This window comes from Pedobacter folensis (assembly GCF_056490665.1).
The window spans coordinates 904,434-922,547 of sequence record NZ_JBWJIF010000001.1 but is presented as its reverse complement, the minus strand read 5'-3'; the positions used below and the strand labels follow the sequence as shown (position 1 = coordinate 922,547).

Here is an 18,114-nt window from a genome sequence, read left to right as displayed (position 1 = left end):
GCAATAACACAAAATATTTAAAATAGATTTTAAAATAAAAGCCACTCTTGATTTAGAGTGGCTTTTACTTTCCTACATTGGAGGATTTTTTTTCGTCGTATCAGGTGGCATTTTAGTAGTGTCAGGCACTTTTTTCGATGTCGTATCTGGTGTCGTTTTAGTCGTATCCAGTACTTTTGTAGAATCCGTCGCAGTACTGTCTGAAGAACCAGCCATATTTTTGGACGAATTGCATGCTGAAGTGGCTATCATAAGAGAACCCGCAAAAGCAAGACTTAAGATTATTTTTTTCATAGTTATTATTGTTATCTATCAACCTAACAACCTAATAATCATTTGGTTTTATTTTTTTTTACATTATAGTTGTTGTTTTGTGTGTATGGTGCTGATTATTAACTGGTTGTAAATGAGAAATAAAACGCTTATGCGTGGTGAATTTTTAATTTATTGAGTAAATCCGGCGATACATTTTCGGCATATACGCCATAACCATCTACCAATACACCTTTTAAATTTCCAATATTTGATGAAATGGCGTAAACAACCGAGCTATCGGCCGGATCGGTCATGCCTTCAAAACGGTATACTTCTTCAATTTCAAATTCTTCAGGCATTAGAAACAGATCGGCTGATTTACAAGCTAAACCATCGGCAGTTAAATTGAAATCTAAATGATAGCCCCGGCTATCTAAATCGGTTAAAGCGGCGGTAATGGTATCATAAACATGCATAGTTCTAAATTACGGAAATATTACTAAAACAAGCGCTGCAAAACTTTAAAAGGTGATAAAACTTTCTGATATTAGTGAGTATGATTATTTCTCAAAATACCCTTAAATGGGTGATGCGTTTTTACCCACCCCTGTTTTTTCAACGCATTTGGGTTCAGAGATTTGAAAATGAATTTAGAAGCTGTACGGTTAAGCTGAGCAAGAGTTTTCTGAATAAAAATTATAACGGCTCTATTTTTGGTGGTACTATTTATGCAGCTACTGATCCATTTTATGCCTTGTTGTTTGATCAGTTGATGCAGCGCCGCGGCTTTAAAGTGAGGGTGTGGTTAAAGAGTGCCTCGATACAATATTTAAAACCCGGTCGTTCTACATTATATTTTACCATAACCGTAACTGATGAGATGTTGAGCGAAGCAGAACATGCATTAAAAACCGTTGGCAAGTTTGTAAAAGCCTACCCGATGGAAATTACCAATAAACATGGCGAACTGTGTGCAACAGTAATGAATGAAGTATATATCCGAAACCTGCATCAGGGCGAAACGCCTAGAGTTGCTTATTAATTTTTAGATTATGCCGAGTATTAAGAGTTTAATTTTGCAGGGTGAGGGCGTGATGCTCGATTTTAAGAAAACCATTACCAGTACCGAGAAAATTGCCAAGAGCCTGGTTGCTTTTGCCAATAACAAAGGCGGTAAGCTATTAATTGGTGTGGCCGATGATGGATCTATCAAAGGCGTAAAATCGGAAGAAGAAGAAAAATATATGATTTTAACTTCGGCCCATCAGTGCTGCAAACCTGCCATTGAGCCTTATTTCGAGGAAATTTACGTAGATGATAAATTGGTTTTAGTTGTTAATATTCCTGAAAGCGATACTAAGCCGCATTATGCGCTTGATGATCAAAAAAAATGGTGGGCTTATATCCGCATTGATGATAAAAGCGTTTTAGCAAGCCGGATTATTCTTGAAGTACTTAAACAGGAATATAAAAATGATGGCGTGCTGATTTCTTACTCTGAGAATGAGAAAAAACTGCTCGAATACCTGGAACAACATGAAAAAATTACCCTGAAAGAGTTTAGCAAACTCTTGCGAAGCTCATATCGCAAGGCACAGAAAGTACTGGTGAATTTAATTCTAACCAATGTGATCAAATCGCACACTTCTGAAAAAGAAGAATACTTTACGGCGGTGAAATAAAACACTGTCCCCTCGCGTTCGTCATCCTGAACTTGTTTCAGGATCTATTTTACCTATGTAGCTTCCACTTCATTACAGGTCAGCATGACGGTTGCCTTTGTAAAACCGAACATTAACTTTTCTACATCCCTATTTTTTGAGGTTTAAAAATCCGACCTTTGTAAACCTATGTTTTCTAAAATTTACACCAAATATAAACCCTACTACAAAGAAAATCTTCATTTGGCATTGCCAATTGTTGGTTCTCAGGTTGGTCATACTTTGGTACACATGGCCGATAGTATTATTGTGGGCCATTTTACTGATACCATTCAATTGGCTGCTGTTTCTTTAGTGAACAGTATATTTATGCTTATTCTGGTTATTGGATTGGGTATCTCCTACGGTTTAACACCACTTATTGCACAAGAAAACGGTCGCCAGCATTATGATGAATGCGGAAAGCTCTTATCAAATAGCTTGATTATTAATATCTGTGTCGGCATATTTTTATATGTACTGGTTCAATTGGGGATATTCTTTGTGATCGATCACCTGGAGCAAACGCCAGAGGTAGTACGTTACGCAAAACCTTATTTAAACCTGTTATCGGTTTCGATTATCCCCTTACTGATTTTCCAGACATTTAAACAGTTTGCTGAAGGTTTAGGATTTACCAAACAGGCGATGTTTGTTTCCATTTGGGGTAATGCCATTAATATTATTTTAGGAATCATTTTCGTGAAAGGAATGTTCGGCATTAAATCGATGGGTGTTAGTGGTGTGGGTTTAAGTACATTAATCGACAGGATTTTAATGGCAACAGTGATGTGTTTTTATGTATTGCGATCTCAGCACTTTAAAAAATACCTGATGAGTTTTAAGGCAACTTTTTTTGATAAAATAAGGGCCATTAAGATTGCTAAAATTGGAATGCCGGTAGCCATGCAATATTCCTTCGAAATCAGTGCTTTTAGCGGTGCAGCCGTACTGATTGGTACCATTGGCGCGGTTGAACAAGCTGCGCATCAAATTGCGATTAGTTTGGCCGCCATGACCTATATGATTGCGAGTGGTGTAGCTTCGGCAGCTACCATTAAAACAGGAAATAACTTTGGCAAGAATAATTTCGACGATTTACGTAAATCTGCCATAGCTAGCTATCATGTAATTTTGTTATTTATGTCTGTTACCGCAGTGATTTTTGTATTGGCCAATAACGTGATGCCCTTTATTTATACGGAAGATGCTGCAGTTATTCCCATTGCCGCCCAATTGTTGATCATTGCTGGCTTTTTTCAGCTCTTCGATGGTACTCAGGTAGTGGGTTTAGGTGTGCTGCGTGGCGTTGGTGACGTTAATATTCCAACTTTTATAACTTTTCTAGCCTATTGGGTAGTGGGAATTCCCATTGGTTATGTGTTGGGCTTTCACTTCGGGTTGGGGGTTAACGGAATCTGGTATGGGTTAACCTTAGGATTGTTAACAGCCTCTATCCTATTGTTTTTAAGGTTTCAGAATAAAACGAGGGCACTGAAGGTTGATCTTTAAGTTGATTAAACTAATGACAAAGGATTTTTAAGAGACGATAATCCTCGGGGGGATCGTCATTCTTAACATGATTGGAAATCTTAGATTGCTCATCGAAGATAATCGTATAGCCATGAGCTTTAAGATTTCCGCCTCCGCGGGAAAGACGACCGTTCTTTGTAATTTGTAAATCCGTAGCCTGTCGAAAGACCTTTACTTATCCTTTCTCCATGGTATTCGCAATCGGAGATTCGTTATTTACCTCCAACATTAACTACAACGCCGATGGTGAAGATGGAATTGCCGGCTGACATGTATTTGCGGCTCTTTAAGCCGATATTACTGCTGGTGGTATATTGGAGCTGAAAAGTTTTACTGAGCGCCATACGCGTAAAGAATACAGGCTCAAAGAAAATGTTGTCTTCTTTAGGCTGAACAACACCGTTTAAAAAGAACCTGTCCATCTTAATGTGGCTAATCCTTAGTGCCGTACCATAGTTAATTGGGAAATCGGTTCCGAATAAACGCAGGTTGTTTTTCTTTTTCGAACTGTAATTCACCTGTAAGAATGTTTTTCGGTAATCTACCTCCTGCAATTCGGAGCTGACAAGGATATCGTTTTTATAATCGCGGAAAGTGATATCACTCCAACCCTTTCCTACGCCTGCATAAACTTCTATAATCCTGTTGTTGTCCGGACCAAAGGTATCAAAATACCCTCCGCCAATTTCAATAAGCTTGTGTCCGAAATCCTTGCTTTTTCTTTCGCTATTCATTCTCGATCCGCTAAAAAGCACACCGATATGATCAGAAACGGCATAAGCGCCATTAACACTGGCATTGCCTTTTAAAGAAATGTGCGCGCCACCACTAAATTCACCCTGTTTACTTAACATGGGCGTATTTGGAACGTTTGGCATATAAACAGAAGAACAACTGGCTGCGAAAAGCGCTAAAACTGGGAGTGTAAAACGTAAGTATTTAATCATAGATGCTATATAAACAGATTTTAAGGTCAAAAATTGTGCTAGCGTTCCATTTTCATGAAATCCATCACTCTTTTAAACTCATCGTGTAAATCCGCCTTTAAGTGGATTCTTTCTTTTGTGATGGGATGGGCAAATTCCAGTTCGGAAGCGTGGAGCAGCATGGTGGTCATATTCCATTGTTCTTTAAAGAATTTGTTCTGTTTGTTACAGCCATGTGTCCTGTCGCCAATAATGGGATGTAAGATATGGCTAAAGTGCCTTCTTAACTGATGCATCCTCCCGGTTTTAGGTGTAGCCTCTACCAATGAATAACGTGAGGTTGGATGTTTACCAAAAGCTACGGCTACTTCTGCCCTTTGAAGGGTTCTAAACGAAGTGAAAGCATCCTGCATCGTTCCGTTTTCTTTAGCTAAGGGATAATCAATATTCATGGTATCAGGTGTGAAACCACGAAGAATGGCCAGGTATTTTTTGTTGGTTTCGGTATTCATAAATTGCTGATGCATAGCAATTTCTGATGTTTTATCAAAAGCGAATAATAAGATGCCGCTTGTCTTCCGATCCAGCCTGTGTACCGGACTCACGTGCTTGCTAACCTGGTCTCTTAGTAATTGAAGTGCGAACTCAGTTGCATCTCTTGCAATTGAAGATTGATGAACCAATAACCCATGGGGTTTGTTAATTGCAATTAGGTTTTCGTCCTGGTAAATTATCTCCAACATATTGCCGCGAAGATAAGGATATTATGTTTTTGTACGTGGGCTTATTCAAATAAATCAAAAGCGAGGCGGAAGGTGTTGCAGTGTGCCTCTACAATATCTCTGATATCGGTGGAATAGCCGCCACCCATACTCACCTGCACCGGTAGGTTTTTATCTTTACAGGCCTGGAGTACTATGCTGTCGCGTTCTTTACACGCTGATTTGCTTAACGCCAGTTTGCCCAGCTTATCAGTAGAAAGTACATCTACTCCTGATAGATAAAATACAAAATCAGGCTTAGCCCTTTCGAATGCCCTTTTTAAATTCAGGTTTAGGGCTGAGAGGTATTCTTCATCCTGAACGCCATCATCTAAAGGAACATCCAGACTTGAAATTTCTTTTCTGAAGGGAAAATTTTTATCACCATGCATCGAAAAAGTAAACACCTTTGGCTCCTGTTGAAAGATTTCTGCCGTTCCGTTCCCTTGGTGTACATCTAAATCAATAATTAAGATTCGTTTAGCTAAGTTTTTATTTAGCAGGTAATTAGCGGAAACAGCCTGATCGTTTAATAAACAGAAACCTTCGCCCCAATTACTACCAGCATGGTGTGTGCCTCCTGCAACATTAAAGGCAATCCCGTTACTTATTGCAAAATGGGCCGCATCTATTGTGCCTTGAGTAATCCTCAGCTCCCGTTCTAAAAGTTGCGCGTTTAAGGGAAAACCTATCCGTCTTTGGTCTTTTGCTGAAAGTGTCAAATCCCTAAGCTGTTCCCAATATGTTTTTTCGTGCGTTAAGAGAATAATATCTTCTGAAACCGGCTCCGGACTAAACAAGTTCTGCTGTGTTATCGTTCCTTCATGCAAAAGCTGTTCAGGTATCAACTCATATTTAAGCATTGGAAAACGGTGCCCCTCAGGTAAAGGATGTGCGTACAGGGGGTGCCAGGCAATTTTGATCATTAGCTCAATATTTCCTCCACATGTTTTTCGATGTTGGTGCAGATCTGATCTACCGGAAGGTCATTTGCATCTTCCCCAAATGGGTTCTCTATTTCTTCAGCTATCAGCTCCAAACTCGCTAATACATAGAGGATAAAGGGTACGATCGGAATTACAAAATAGCCCAGACTGAACACCCACCCGAATGGTAAAGTAATCACATAGATGAAGATAAACTTCTTGATAAATGCACTGTATGAATATGGAATCGGTGTATTTTTTATGCGCTCGCAAGCACCGCAGATATCGGTGAATTGATTAAAATCGCCTGAAAGTACAATGAATTGTTCCTGCGAGATCGCGCCCTTTTCGAGTAATTCGTATAGCCTGTTAATTAAGCTTCCTGCAATCTGATTTGGAATGTGTTTACCTTCTTCAACCTCTATCAAGACACTGTTTTTACCAAAATACATTCTTTCGCGCAAATGTTCTTTTAAGGCAAAAGCATATTTAGGAATGCCGTACTCGAAAAAGCGAAGGTCTTCTTCTGTCAATTTAAGCGCTTTGATCTTCATCGCCAGGTTGCGGCTCACATTGGTTAACGAGCCTAGTAACTTTCTGCCTTCCCACCACCTGTCGTATGCGGTGTTGGTTCTGAAAACCAATAACATCGATAATACAAAGCCCAACAGACTATGCATCATGCCGATGTTGGTTACATAGCTGCTTTTAGAAAGTTGAAAAAAATTGAGCTCTGCAAATGCAACCAGGCCAGAAAATACAGCTACGGCTAGCATTAATGGCCAAAGCTTTCTAAAGGTGTCGCTTTTGTGGATATGAAAAATGAAGGTACTCCAGTCTTTAGGGTTGTAATTGATCATTTTCTTAATTTTTTATCTGATGAGCCTTTGTTTTTTGTTATCGTAAAACGTCTTTACTTACTTTTAAAAGTGCTTGACCGGCTAAATAAACATCTTCGAAAGAATTGTAAAGCGGGACGGCGCTTAAGCGGATTACATCAGGTTCGCGCCAATCACCAAGTACGTGGTTAGCCATTAAACCGTCGAAAATTTGTTTGCCATTGCGTTGCGCGATGATGGATAATTGTGCTCCTCTGTCTTTAGCTACCTTAGGGGTAATGATTTTGTATTGTAATACACCTAATTCTTTATTTATTTTATTTATAATATATTCCAGATAATCAGTTAAAGTAATGCTTTTACTTCTTAATGGTTCGATAAAGCCTGCCTGTTCGAAAATCTGAAGTGATGCATGGTATAAAGCCATAGGCATTACCTGTGTACAACTTACCTGCCAGCCGTCAGCGCCAGCCTCTGGAATAAAGCCTTTTTCCATTTTAAAACGTTTGTTCTCCTGGTAACCCCACCATCCTGCAAAGCGATTTAATCCGGTGTTGTTGAAATGTTTTTCGTGGACAAAAATCCCGCTTATTCCTCCCGGACCTGAGTTTTGGTATTTGTATGAGCACCAGCAGGCAAAATCTACATCCCAATCGTGAAGTTTTACCGGGACATTACCGGCAGCATGTGCCAGATCCCAGCCCACAATTGCCCCAATTTCGTGCCCTGCTTTTGTGATGGTTTCCATATCGTACCATTGGCCGGTGTAATAATTGATTCCGCCAAATAATACAAGTGCAATTTCATCTGCGTTTTCTTTGATCTGCGCTATAATATCTGCTGTATGGAGTATTTCTTCGCCCTCTTTTGGGAAAACCTCTATAATCGCTTCTTTTGGGTCAAATCCATGAAACCTTACCTGGCTTTCTATTGCGTATTGATCAGATGGGAACGCACCACCTTCCATAATGATTTTGAAGCGCTTGCCTTTGGGCTGATAGAAACTCACCATTAACAAATGGAGGTTTACGGTAAGGGTATTCATCGGGCACACCTCTGATGGTAGTGCGCCTACAATCGGGGCCATTAACTTTTTAAGTGCTTTATGGTAGAACATCCAGGGTTCATTTCCATCAAACCAGCCCTCTACAGCATAGTTGGCCCAGTTATTAAGCTGGTTTTTTAAAACTTCACCAGCTACTTTAGGTTGAAGTCCTAATGAATTGCCACACAGGTAAATAAAATCTTTTCCATTGTGGTTTGGGAATAAAAACTGCGACCTGAAATCACGAAGCTGATCAGTTTCGTCTTGTGTTTGTGCGAATAATAAGTTGTTTTCAAAATTCATTGCCTCAATATTACAAAAAAAGCAGGTATTGTTCCCAAACCTGCTTTTCAATTTGTGCAATGAAATTAAAATTTTATGGTATCGTGTTTACCTAAATCGGGTGTATCACCGGTTACCACTGCTTTTAACATGCTGAATAGTACCACTATTTTAGAGGCTGAAGCATCCCAGTATTCGGCCTCTTCAGGTGTAACTTTAATCAGGATTAATCTTGGGTCTTCTATTCCATCCGGAAACCATGCCTTAATGAATGGAGAAAAATAAGCTTCTTTGCGCACTTTGTCATCTACCAGTTCGGCTTTACCTTTTACAGTGAGATAGGTGTTTTTTGAAGGGTCGCTGTAGGCTAACAAGACGTTGTTCTCTTTAGAAATTTCTTTTGATTTAGGTGAGTATTCATTGGTGTAAAACCATAAACTCCCGTCATCTTCAATTTTTGCGGTGCCCATCGGTCTGCTTCCGAATTCGTCTCCTGACGAAAATGTGGTAAACATACAGGTACGTACGCTTTCTGCCATTTCTTTAAGGATGGCTATGTTTTTCTCGTTTTTCATCTTTTCAATTGTTTATAAAGAAAAACAGGAAGTACGCGAAAAGGTTTACGTTAATTAAACCTTATTTGGTTTACTGACATATTTATTGCCTTTTACGAAGAACCGCCAGGGTAACAGCGCATGTTCTTTGGCATATGCGATGCCTACGCGTGGGGTGGCGGCGATATCTTCATCTTTATATTGAATGGAGTGGTCTTCAATTCAGATCTCATCTCCGGTGAGGTTTTTGGCGTTAAAAGTTTTGTCTATTCCCAATGCTTTTGCCGCAGAGCCTGGGCCAGCTGAAATGGCGCCTTTAGAGTGGGGCATATTTCTTCTTTGCTCAATAATGTCGATGCCTACCAAAGGCTCTATACCCCTAATTAAAACCGCATGAGGATCGTTTTCTTTCGAGCTGACAATGTTGAAGAGGTTATGCATGCCATAACACAGGTATACGTAAGCAATGCCTCCGCTACCATACATGGTTTCTGTTCGATTGGTTCTGCGGCCGCCATAGGCATGCGAAGCTTTATCCTTTATGCCGAAATAAGCTTCGGTTTCGACGATGATGCCTGCAGTGATTTCATTATCAATTTTAGTGTACAGTATCTTGCCTAACAGGTCTTTAGCTAAGCTAACTACATCTTCATTCTGGTAGTATTCTTCTTTTAACTTCAATATTTTATCTTAACTATCTGTTTAATATAATTGATATAACTTGCTCTAAATAAGTCTTATCTGTTTCATCAAATTTATTTAAAACTTCGCTGTCTACATCTAAAACCCCTATCACTTCGCCTTTTGCAATTAAGGGTAAAACAATTTCTGATCTGGATGCTGATGCACAAGCAATGTGGCCGGGGAATTCTTCCACATCGGGAACGATAATGGTTTCTGCTTGTTGCCAGGATGCGCCACACACCCCTTTTCCTTTTTTTATCCGCGTACAGGCTACCGGACCTTGAAATGGACCTAACACCAAGTCGTCCTCTTTCACCAGGTAAAAACCTACCCAGAACCAGTTAAATTGTTCTTTAAGTGCTGCTGCAACATTTGCAAGGTTTGCAATGAAATCTGTTTCGCCGTGAAGTAAAGCATCAATTTGTGGGATGATTGATTGATATTGTTCTTCTTTTGATGTATTTCTGGTGATGGTTAAATCTTCTGCCATTTTTATAGTTTCTATAATCAAAGTTAATTATGATTTATGAGATGTAGGCTAACGGTGGTTTTTAATGACGAAAATTTGAATGATAACCTATTCTTAAAATCCTTAGTTTTGGCATCATTAATCGTGAGTTTATGATCGTAGCCTTAACCATTACCAGATTCCGTGGCCTTACTATACCTTTTGCTTTTATGGGCATGGCGATTTTAAGGTTGCCGCTATGGTTAAATAAAAGGTGTAGGTTTTGGAAGTTAATGGGCAGCGGAAAAAATGCTCAGGTAGATTTAGCGCCTGATTACAGGCACTGGGCAGTACTGACTACCTGGGATAACCGGAGTGATTGTGATCATTTTTATCGTGATTCATTTGTGGTTAAGTGGTTTAGTTTCTTTGGTGTTGAAAGTTTTACTATCTTACTAAATACTTTATCTAGTCATGGTTTATGGTCAGCAGTACAGCCATTTAAATTTGAAAAAGTAAATAATAATCATACTGGGAAAATTGCGGTGATCACCCGGGCGGCGATTAAATTAAACCGGTTAAAAGAATTTAGGCAGAATATTAAAAGGGCAGCTGATGCCATGCGTATTGCACCGGGTTTTATCTTATCAGCCGGCATTGGTGAAAATCCATTTTTCGACCAGGCCACCTTTTCGATCTGGAGGGATGCGGATAGTATGAAAAACTATGCGTACAAATCTGTTGATCATGCTGATGTGATTAAGCTGACCAGGGAGCGCGAATGGTATAAAGAAGAACTGTTTGCCCGCTTCTCGATTGTAGATAGCTGGGGCACGCTTAACGGTGTAGCTGTTGAATTGTAAATAAAAATATAAATAAATGAGAGTAGTAGCAGAACTTCCACATCCGGAATGTAAGATTACCATTTTTTCGATGAACCAGAAATACATCGTAAAGTTTGAGCAGGGTACCTTTGAGCAAAGTTATAAACTTGCAGAACTTGACCTGAGTGGAGGTGGTGTTAATGATGTGTTCGAAATTATCGATGAAGAATTTATTCAAACCGTTGTCGCGCGGTTTAAGCTCATGCGTTCTGATTTTACCACTGCATATAACAGGCATCAATATTAGTTGTGTTATTGTTGTAACTAATTGATTATTAGCGTGTTTTGTATTTTATCGAAATTATATTCTGAATTTTAATGCATTTTGGCACTAAATTGAGATGCTGAATATGACTTTTTGTTTAATTGGATGAATGTAACTTATTGATATATTAGTTTTTAAAGATCTTTACGAAATATAATTCTTAGTACTTATTTTGCCAAATAAATGGGAAGTTTTGTGATTTTATCAGGAAAGTTAATCTTAATTACTTTGGAGATTCAGCTTAGGTTTTATGTTAAACGTCTTTACCATATAAGAGATTTAAGAAAATATAAGGCTATTGAGTTTATATGAATCTCCGACGTCTGGCTTAAAATTATCGAATGCTTATCAGCTTTCTTGAAAGATCCTGAAACATGTTCAGGATGACTAATCGAAGAGTGTTTCGCTTGTCTGCTACTGCTGCCTTGAGTTGGCCAGACAGGAGCTGCAAAATTGTTAAGCAATTACGGTATCGTGCATCCTGTACAAGTTACATTCTTATCAACTTCTTTAAAAGATCCTGAAACAAGTTCAGGATGACGAGTTGAGGAGTGTTTCGTTTGCCTACTACTGCTGCCTTGGGCTGGCCAGACGGGGCTGCAAAATTGATTAAGCAATCACGGGTTCGGTAGCTTAAAATTATTGCATGCTTATCAGCTTCTTTGAAAGATCCTGAAACAAGTTCAGGATGACGAGTCGAGGAGTGTTTCCTTTGCCTGCTACTACTGCATTGAGTTGGCCGACAGGTGCTGTAAAATTGATTAAGCAATCATGGTATCGTGCACCACTACCCTGTACCAATTGCATTCTTATTAGCTTATTTGAAAGATCCTGAAACAAGTTCAGGATGACGAGTTGAGGAGTGTTTCCTTTGCCTGCTACTGCTGCCTTGAGTTGGTAGATAGGTATTGCCAACTGACTAAGTAATCACGGTATCGTGCACCACTACCCTGTACCAGTTTTTAGAGAATTTTTCTACGGCATCTAAATGCACTTGATCTTCCTGATAAGCATTATGGTCTGCGATGTTGGCAAAGGTAATGGTAAGCGAATAAGTAAAAGAATTATCCGTTACAGGGCGAACAGGCGTATTAGCCGCTAAGCCGTAACTTAATGTCTTGATATATTTTATGGGTTTTAAACTTTCGAAGAAATTAGCGAAATCTGCGATTTCGGTTTTGGTTAGTTGAGGTTTTAACCAGAACATAACGAAGTGTTGAATCTGTCCTTTATCTGCAGCCGTATTAATTTCTGTCATCGCTTCTTTTTTTTGTTAAATATATAAATCATTTTATAGGGCACAAAAAAAGTCCCGATGTAAATCGGGACTTCCTATTATTTTATAAGGCTTTTTAGTTTTTAGGTTGCACACGGCCAGATTTTCTGTCTTCGCCTCTACCAATTAAATAACCGCCACCAGCGCCAACTAGGCCACCAATGATCGCACCTCTACCTTTTTTCTTATCAATTAAAGCACCACCAACGGCTCCTGCTGCACCACCAATAACTGCGCCTTTAGCTGCATCGCTCCAACCTTTTTTCTTAGCTGTTGGTTGTGTGCCACCGTAAGCACTGCTAGAACCACCGCCAGAACTTGCATAAGATCTGGATGAACCTGATCTCCTCGCTGCGGCTAATTCTGCCTGGTGTTTTGCTTCTTTTTCCTGCTCTGCTTTGGCTACTTCGGCTTTTTTAAAGCTATCTAACCTTAAACTATCTTTAACGGCTTTAATGGCCAGTTGTTTTTCAGCCTGTTGTTGTTTTAATGCAGCTTCTTCTTTTGCTTTATTGTTACAAGCAAATAAAACTGAAGAACTTAATGCGATTACTACCAATATCTTTTTCATAACTCTTAATTTTAATATGATACTTGTTTAGTTACCTAACCTCGCTAAACAGGTTTCAAATGGATGTGTGATTTAGTTAATTATAACTACTAAAGAAAAAATGATGCCAAAATGTTTTAAATAGAAAAATTATTCTAACAAATCCATATACCAGAAGCCCGAAAGTGCTGTGGTTGAACAAGGTGAATCATCATCTGTACTGGTTTTGCCTGGGGCATTATAAGTTCTGAATACCTTCTCTCCGGTGGTGAGGGTGATTTTATTCTTGAAAATTGGCCCTTCAAATGCGAAAGTATGAAACTCTCCGTTTTCTCCGCAAGGATCAATATCTGCAGGTAACTGATCAATTAAATCATGACTGATTACTTTTCCACAGAAATTTTCGAGATTTTGCTGTGTGCAAACAATGATGGTTTTATAGTTCAGGTTTAAAAATTCACCGATCAAATCTTTCGTGTTTTTTTTCCAGAGCGGAAAAAGAGCCTTAAGCCCAATTTCGGCCAATTTATTCTCCCGATAGCTACGTAAGTCTTCTAAAAAAATATCACCGAAAATAGAATGCGTAATGCCCTGCTCTTTAAACTTAGAAAGATGATGCTTCATGGTACGGTCGTAGGTTTCCATATCCGGCATTTCGCCCAAACGGATCTGATATAGGGGAATCCCAATACTTTCGGCTTGTTTAATGAGTAAAGCTTCCCTAACACCATGCATCGAAACACGATTATATTTTTCAGTGACTGTCGTAATCAGGTAACGGATTTCGATTGTAGGGTCTTGTAAAACGTAGTGCAAAGCCAATGTACTGTCTTTGCCACCACTCCAGTTAAAAATGCAAATCTTTTTATCTGGCATTGGCTAAGATATCTTTTAAAATGGCAACACCTTCTACCGCGTTTTTCTCAATGTTGATCACGTTTTTATAACGTTTTACATCAGGCGTTTTTGGATCAATAATGTATTTGTCAACAAAGGAAGGAACAAAATCAATTAAACCTGCTGCCGGGTAAACGGCTAATGAAGTTCCGATGAGTACGAACAAATCGGCCTGTTTGCAGAGTTTAGCGGCTACTTCTATCATGGGTACTGCTTCGCCAAACCACACTACATGCGGACGAAGTTGGGAACCCAGCGCGCAAAGCTCTCCCATTTTAATTTCCGACCCTGCAATGGGATAGGTTAATTCCGGTTTTCTATCAGATTGAGATTTGGTAATTACACCATGAAGGTGTGTCACTTTGGTTGAGCCTGCCCTTTCGTGCAAATCATCAATGTTTTGGGTAATAATCTCAACGTCGAAGTCTTTTTCCAATTCGGCCAGTAACTGGTGGGCCAGATTGGGTTTTGCAGCTAAAACCTGTCTTCTCCTTTCGTTATAAAATTCCTGTACCAATTCGGGATTTCTCTCCCAGGCTTCGGGGGTAGCCACATCGTAAACATTATAGCCCTCCCATAATCCATCAGAATCCCTAAATGTTTTTAACCCACTTTCGGCACTGATCCCTGCTCCTGTTAAAACGACTAATTTCATAGATATGGTTACACAGATTTAAATGATTTCACAGACTGGCTGTGGTTGATGAATTTTTTGGCTATATTTTCGTCTGCCTTAAATATCTCCGGGTGGAACATACAGGCTAAGGCCTGGATACCTTCAACCAGGGTACCTACACTCGGTTGGGTAAACATATCAAAATCGGCAATGTAAACCTGGTTGTTTTTTACGGCCTCCAGATCTTTCCAACCTGGTTTTGAGGTTAACAGCTCCATTTCTTCCATGCTCCTGTTCATATCAAAACCACATGGTGCAATAACCAGTACCTCTGGATTATATTTCAGGATTTTATCCCATTGGGTTACGATAGAGTCGCCTCCGGGATTAGACAACATATCTACACCACCAGCTGCCGCAATCTGAAAAGGAATCCAATGCCCGCAGTTGTAGATCGGTTCGATCCACTCCATCAGCATGATCCTTTTTAGTGGTGCACGGTTTGCCCTAAGCTGATCTAAAATGTGATCTGTTTTCTTTTGCAGGCCTGCGAGGTAATTTAAAGCCACTTCTTCCTTCCCTAAAGCCCTGGCAATGGTAATGGCACATTCGAAAACATCCTGTAAGTTATTTGGCGATAAGGGAACCAGTGTTGGCTGTTTGCTAAGCTTCATTACCGCTGTTTCGGTACAAACGGTATCGATATTGCAAACTTCGCATATATCCTGCGTGAAAACCACATCAGGTGCGATGCTTTCTAGCAGTGCATCATCTACCCAATACAAACTTTTGCCCTGTGCTTTTGATGCTGAAAAGATCCGGTCGATTTCGATGCTCGAATAGTTTTTGCCCTCTAATATGCAACGTACCACTTTGGGCTGATCTGCCGCCTCTTTAGGACATTCGAATGTTACACCATGCAGGTATTCCTGCAGGCCCATATCGTAAATCATTTTTGTCGCGGCAGGTAAAAAGGAAACAACTTTCATTGGATGTAAGATGTAATAGGTAAAATGTAATGATGTTCTAAGTTAAAAAAAATCCTCTTTTGAATCGAATCAAAAGAGGATTTCTATACTGCATTTCATTTGTTTGGTGAAACACCAATCAAGTGAATTTCTATAACTCTTGTGTTTGCAGTTTTAATACCGGGTATTTTGCTTTTAAAATTTCGAAAGCTCCGAAAAGTAAAGCGCCGTAAATCACTGTTCCTTCTAAAAATCTAATTTCGAATGGAATAGCTTTAATTAAACAATCTATAAAACCACTAAAGTTTTGTGTATAAAGTGGGTTTCCGTACCATGAACCGATATCACTTACAATCCAGTGGATGAATACAATTACAATTGTAGACAGGAATAAGTTGGCAATATTTACCTTTTTTAATAAGAAACGACCAGCTAAAACCATTAGTGCAATTGCAAGGTATGTCCAAAGTTCTTGAACCAAGAGCATATCTACATACTTTCTATAGATGGTTGTATAAAGTACCAAATCGCTTAAAAACAAACTCAATAGCGGAAAAGCAAATGCTTTAAGGTGATCTTTAAAATATGCGCCTCCAAATAAAGCTACCGCTCCTATTGATGAGAAATTGGCAAACTTTAATTCATCTGAGTTGAATGTTACCAGCAAACGGAAAGCCGTTATTGCCAATATTATTGACAACAAAATTAAAGTGCGTGGATTAAATTTTAAATGAGACATGCTATTTCTGGTTAATATTTAAGCAAAGTTAAATCTTTATTAGCGGATATTAAAACTTACACCTGTATTAAAGTTGAAGCCAGGTGTATTGTAGCCAATAATTTCAGTGTATTTTTTGTTCAGGATGTTTTTGGCATCAAAAAATATTTTCACACGTTTTTTAGCCAGGGCATATTCTACATATGCATTTAACAGGTTGTATGATGGCATTTCTTCGTCTAAATAAGACATAAAATTGGTGTCGAAACGTTTACCAAAATAACGTAAGTTAACACTTGCATATAAATGGCTTGTGGCCTGTGCACCTGCATTAATGCCGAAGGTATGCTTTGGCCTGCGAATTAAATAATTGGTTGTTCCTGTATTTCCTTCTACAAAAGCATAGTAAGCATTGATATTGAAAACACTAAATTTTGCTGCTGGTTCTACTTCAAAACCTTTATATTTTTGGTTACCCTGATTAATATAACCTGTGGTATAAACAATCGCGTCAGTTAAATCGCGTTTGAAACCAGTAACCCTTAAAGTAAAGGCTTCATCAGCAATGTTTAAATTTACACCGGCTTCGTAATTCTGAGATTTTTCAGGTTTCAGGTCCAGATTGGCACCATATTGACCAAACAACATATTCAGCGTAGGGATTTTGAATGCAGTAGATACTGTTCCAAATAGTTTTACTTCTTTAATGATGTTGATGCTTGGGGTAACAGAATAAGTATAGTTTTCTCCATATTGATCATGTTTGTTGTAACGTCCGCCTACTTCAAGGTTAAAAATGCTTAAATCGTGTAAAAACAATGAACCATAAGCGGCAAAGATATTGGTTGTCGGGTTTTTGGTATCGGTAATCAACTTCATCTTTCTGTTGTCGATACCTACCAATAAATCTAATTTATTGCCCAATTTCTGGTTGTAGAATAAATCAACCACATTCAGTTTACCGAAGTTTAAAAATTTACTTTCAAAACCTGCATAACTCGAATTTACATTGTTTGAATTACTCTCGTGGCTGTAGTTAAGTGTTATTTTACCTGTGTTGAATTTATATTCTGAGTTGAAACCTGCACTAAACTGTTTCAAAATAGAATTATTGGTAGGTAAACCATCCGCAAAAGCACCTTCATCTATTTTATAATCGCCATAGAAATAACGTAAAAACGGATTTACAGAGAAGTTTTTGTCGAGTTTGATACCGAAATTAGCATTTAAACCGTCAGTTTTAAAGCCATCTTTATCAAATATAGCCGCACTTCCAGCTGGAGCTACAGCTTCAGAAATTCCATCAGTTTTTAAATGTGTGTAGTTAATGTTGTATGAAAAACCTTCTACACCGCCATTTAAACCGATCGTACCTTTATAGGTTTCGAAACTTCCTGCACTGGCTACACCGTAAATGGTATTTCCTTTTGGTCCGCCCTTTTTAGTTATAATGTTGATTACACCTGCAACGGCATCAGATCCGTAAATGGTAGACTGACCGCCCCTTAAAATCTCAATATGATCAATCTGATCAATTGAGAACAGACGTAAATCGAATGTACCGCTGATACTCGCTGGATCGTTTTGTACAATTCCATCAATAAGTACTAAGGTATAACCACTGCCTGATCCTCTGAAAAAGATACTTTTATCTTTCCCCTGACTGCTGTTGCCACCACTAATAATAATACCTGCCTGTTCTGAAAGTAAATCGGGTAATGATTTGCCGTTACTGCGTTCGAGCACTTCGCGACTAATAATGCTGACTACTTTACCTGTTTGCGATTGTTTCTGATCGTTTTTTGTTGCAGAAATTACAACATCTTTAAGTTGTAAACTGTCTTGATTTTGAGCATTAGCCACCTGGCTAATCATTAACTGTGCTAGCCCCAGACTGGCTACAGTTAGCATTCTTTTTTTGTTCATTTGATTGTGGTTTTGCCCACAGCCAACAGATTAGGAAAGGAAATGAAAATACGAAAAACGT

General features: G+C 38.9%; 21 protein-coding genes and 1 pseudogene. 5 read left to right on the top strand and 17 right to left on the bottom strand.

Features of this window, described 5'->3' with window-relative positions:
- Nucleotides 1–72 precede the first annotated feature (72 nt).
- Complete coding sequence (locus tag AC04QZ_RS03660) at nt 73–294, bottom strand: coproporphyrinogen III oxidase (RefSeq protein ID WP_478356612.1); 222 nt, start codon at nt 292–294, stop codon at nt 73–75.
- 128 nt (nt 295–422) lie between these two features.
- On the bottom strand, nt 423–731 hold the full coding sequence (locus AC04QZ_RS03655) for a phosphoribosylpyrophosphate synthetase (RefSeq protein ID WP_478356611.1): 309 nt from the start codon (nt 729–731) through the stop codon (nt 423–425).
- Between the two features lie 80 nt (nt 732–811).
- On the opposite strand from AC04QZ_RS03655, the gene AC04QZ_RS03650 reads away from it, so the two are divergent.
- From AC04QZ_RS03650 to AC04QZ_RS03640, 3 genes are all read left to right on the top strand, one after another.
- Nucleotides 812–1,297, top strand: coding sequence for a DUF4442 domain-containing protein (locus AC04QZ_RS03650; protein WP_478357415.1), 486 nt, complete (start codon nt 812–814; stop codon nt 1,295–1,297).
- 10 nt (nt 1,298–1,307) lie between these two features.
- The gene (locus tag AC04QZ_RS03645; RefSeq protein ID WP_086546399.1) at nt 1,308–1,937 is read left to right on the top strand and encodes an AlbA family DNA-binding domain-containing protein; all 630 of its coding nucleotides are present in this window, start codon (nt 1,308–1,310) and stop codon (nt 1,935–1,937) included.
- 168 nt (nt 1,938–2,105) lie between these two features.
- A complete protein-coding gene (locus AC04QZ_RS03640) occupies nt 2,106–3,467 on the top strand; it encodes an MATE family efflux transporter (protein WP_478356610.1) in 1,362 nt (453 codons plus the stop codon).
- Nucleotides 3,468–3,700: 233 nt separating this feature from the next.
- Here AC04QZ_RS03640 and AC04QZ_RS03635 read toward each other — a convergent pair whose 3' ends face one another.
- From AC04QZ_RS03635 to AC04QZ_RS03600, 8 genes and pseudogenes are all read right to left on the bottom strand, one after another.
- Complete coding sequence (locus AC04QZ_RS03635) at nt 3,701–4,435, bottom strand: hypothetical protein (protein ID WP_478356609.1); 735 nt, start codon at nt 4,433–4,435, stop codon at nt 3,701–3,703.
- A 38-nt stretch (nt 4,436–4,473) separates the two neighbouring features.
- Nucleotides 4,474–5,157 carry a pseudouridine synthase gene (locus AC04QZ_RS03630; protein WP_478356608.1) on the bottom strand — a complete coding sequence of 228 codons (684 nt, stop codon included), beginning with the start codon at nt 5,155–5,157 and terminating at the stop codon, nt 4,474–4,476.
- Nucleotides 5,158–5,198: 41 nt separating this feature from the next.
- On the bottom strand, nt 5,199–6,101 hold the full coding sequence (locus tag AC04QZ_RS03625; RefSeq protein WP_478356607.1) for a histone deacetylase family protein: 903 nt from the start codon (nt 6,099–6,101) through the stop codon (nt 5,199–5,201).
- Entirely contained in the window at nt 6,101–6,961 is an 861-nt protein-coding gene (locus AC04QZ_RS03620) for a bestrophin family protein (RefSeq protein WP_478356606.1), read from the bottom strand. Before AC04QZ_RS03620 ends, AC04QZ_RS03625 begins: the two co-directional genes overlap by 1 nt.
- Before the next feature lie 37 nt (nt 6,962–6,998).
- On the bottom strand, nt 6,999–8,288 hold the full coding sequence (gene kynU, locus AC04QZ_RS03615) for a kynureninase (protein ID WP_478356605.1): 1,290 nt from the start codon (nt 8,286–8,288) through the stop codon (nt 6,999–7,001).
- 65 nt (nt 8,289–8,353) lie between these two features.
- Nucleotides 8,354–8,842: a pyridoxamine 5'-phosphate oxidase family protein gene (locus tag AC04QZ_RS03610; RefSeq protein WP_478356604.1), complete on the bottom strand. Its 489-nt coding sequence runs from the start codon at nt 8,840–8,842 to the stop codon at nt 8,354–8,356.
- 54 nt (nt 8,843–8,896) lie between these two features.
- Nucleotides 8,897–9,502: pseudogene (locus AC04QZ_RS03605) on the bottom strand (DNA-3-methyladenine glycosylase).
- Between the two features lie 13 nt (nt 9,503–9,515).
- Nucleotides 9,516–9,995, bottom strand: coding sequence for a GAF domain-containing protein (locus AC04QZ_RS03600; RefSeq protein ID WP_478356603.1), 480 nt, complete (start codon nt 9,993–9,995; stop codon nt 9,516–9,518).
- Between the two features lie 131 nt (nt 9,996–10,126).
- On the opposite strand from AC04QZ_RS03600, the gene AC04QZ_RS03595 reads away from it, so the two are divergent.
- Together AC04QZ_RS03595 and AC04QZ_RS03590 are read left to right on the top strand one after the other, a co-directional pair.
- Nucleotides 10,127–10,816, top strand: coding sequence for a DUF3291 domain-containing protein (locus AC04QZ_RS03595; RefSeq protein ID WP_478356602.1), 690 nt, complete (start codon nt 10,127–10,129; stop codon nt 10,814–10,816).
- A gap of 16 nt (nt 10,817–10,832) precedes the next feature.
- Nucleotides 10,833–11,084: a hypothetical protein gene (locus AC04QZ_RS03590; RefSeq protein WP_086546380.1), complete on the top strand. Its 252-nt coding sequence runs from the start codon at nt 10,833–10,835 to the stop codon at nt 11,082–11,084.
- A gap of 937 nt (nt 11,085–12,021) precedes the next feature.
- Here the strand turns inward: AC04QZ_RS03590 and AC04QZ_RS03585 are convergent.
- From AC04QZ_RS03585 to AC04QZ_RS03555, 7 genes are all read right to left on the bottom strand, one after another.
- Nucleotides 12,022–12,360: a Dabb family protein gene (locus AC04QZ_RS03585; protein ID WP_478356601.1), complete on the bottom strand. Its 339-nt coding sequence runs from the start codon at nt 12,358–12,360 to the stop codon at nt 12,022–12,024.
- 94 nt (nt 12,361–12,454) lie between these two features.
- Nucleotides 12,455–12,949: a YMGG-like glycine zipper-containing protein gene (locus tag AC04QZ_RS03580; RefSeq protein ID WP_086546378.1), complete on the bottom strand. Its 495-nt coding sequence runs from the start codon at nt 12,947–12,949 to the stop codon at nt 12,455–12,457.
- Between the two features lie 129 nt (nt 12,950–13,078).
- Complete coding sequence (locus tag AC04QZ_RS03575; protein WP_478356600.1) at nt 13,079–13,804, bottom strand: Dph6-related ATP pyrophosphatase; 726 nt, start codon at nt 13,802–13,804, stop codon at nt 13,079–13,081.
- Nucleotides 13,794–14,480 carry an SIR2 family NAD-dependent protein deacylase gene (locus AC04QZ_RS03570; protein WP_478356599.1) on the bottom strand — a complete coding sequence of 229 codons (687 nt, stop codon included), beginning with the start codon at nt 14,478–14,480 and terminating at the stop codon, nt 13,794–13,796. Before AC04QZ_RS03570 ends, AC04QZ_RS03575 begins: the two co-directional genes overlap by 11 nt.
- A gap of 8 nt (nt 14,481–14,488) precedes the next feature.
- Nucleotides 14,489–15,430 carry an ABC transporter substrate-binding protein gene (locus AC04QZ_RS03565; RefSeq protein WP_086546372.1) on the bottom strand — a complete coding sequence of 314 codons (942 nt, stop codon included), beginning with the start codon at nt 15,428–15,430 and terminating at the stop codon, nt 14,489–14,491.
- 130 nt (nt 15,431–15,560) lie between these two features.
- Nucleotides 15,561–16,148 (bottom strand): DUF6580 family putative transport protein, encoded by a 588-nt coding sequence (locus AC04QZ_RS03560; RefSeq protein ID WP_086546370.1) that lies wholly within the window; start codon nt 16,146–16,148, stop codon nt 15,561–15,563.
- Nucleotides 16,149–16,187: 39 nt separating this feature from the next.
- Nucleotides 16,188–18,053 carry a TonB-dependent receptor plug domain-containing protein gene (locus AC04QZ_RS03555; RefSeq protein WP_478356598.1) on the bottom strand — a complete coding sequence of 622 codons (1,866 nt, stop codon included), beginning with the start codon at nt 18,051–18,053 and terminating at the stop codon, nt 16,188–16,190.
- Between the last annotated feature and the right edge of the window lie 61 nt (nt 18,054–18,114).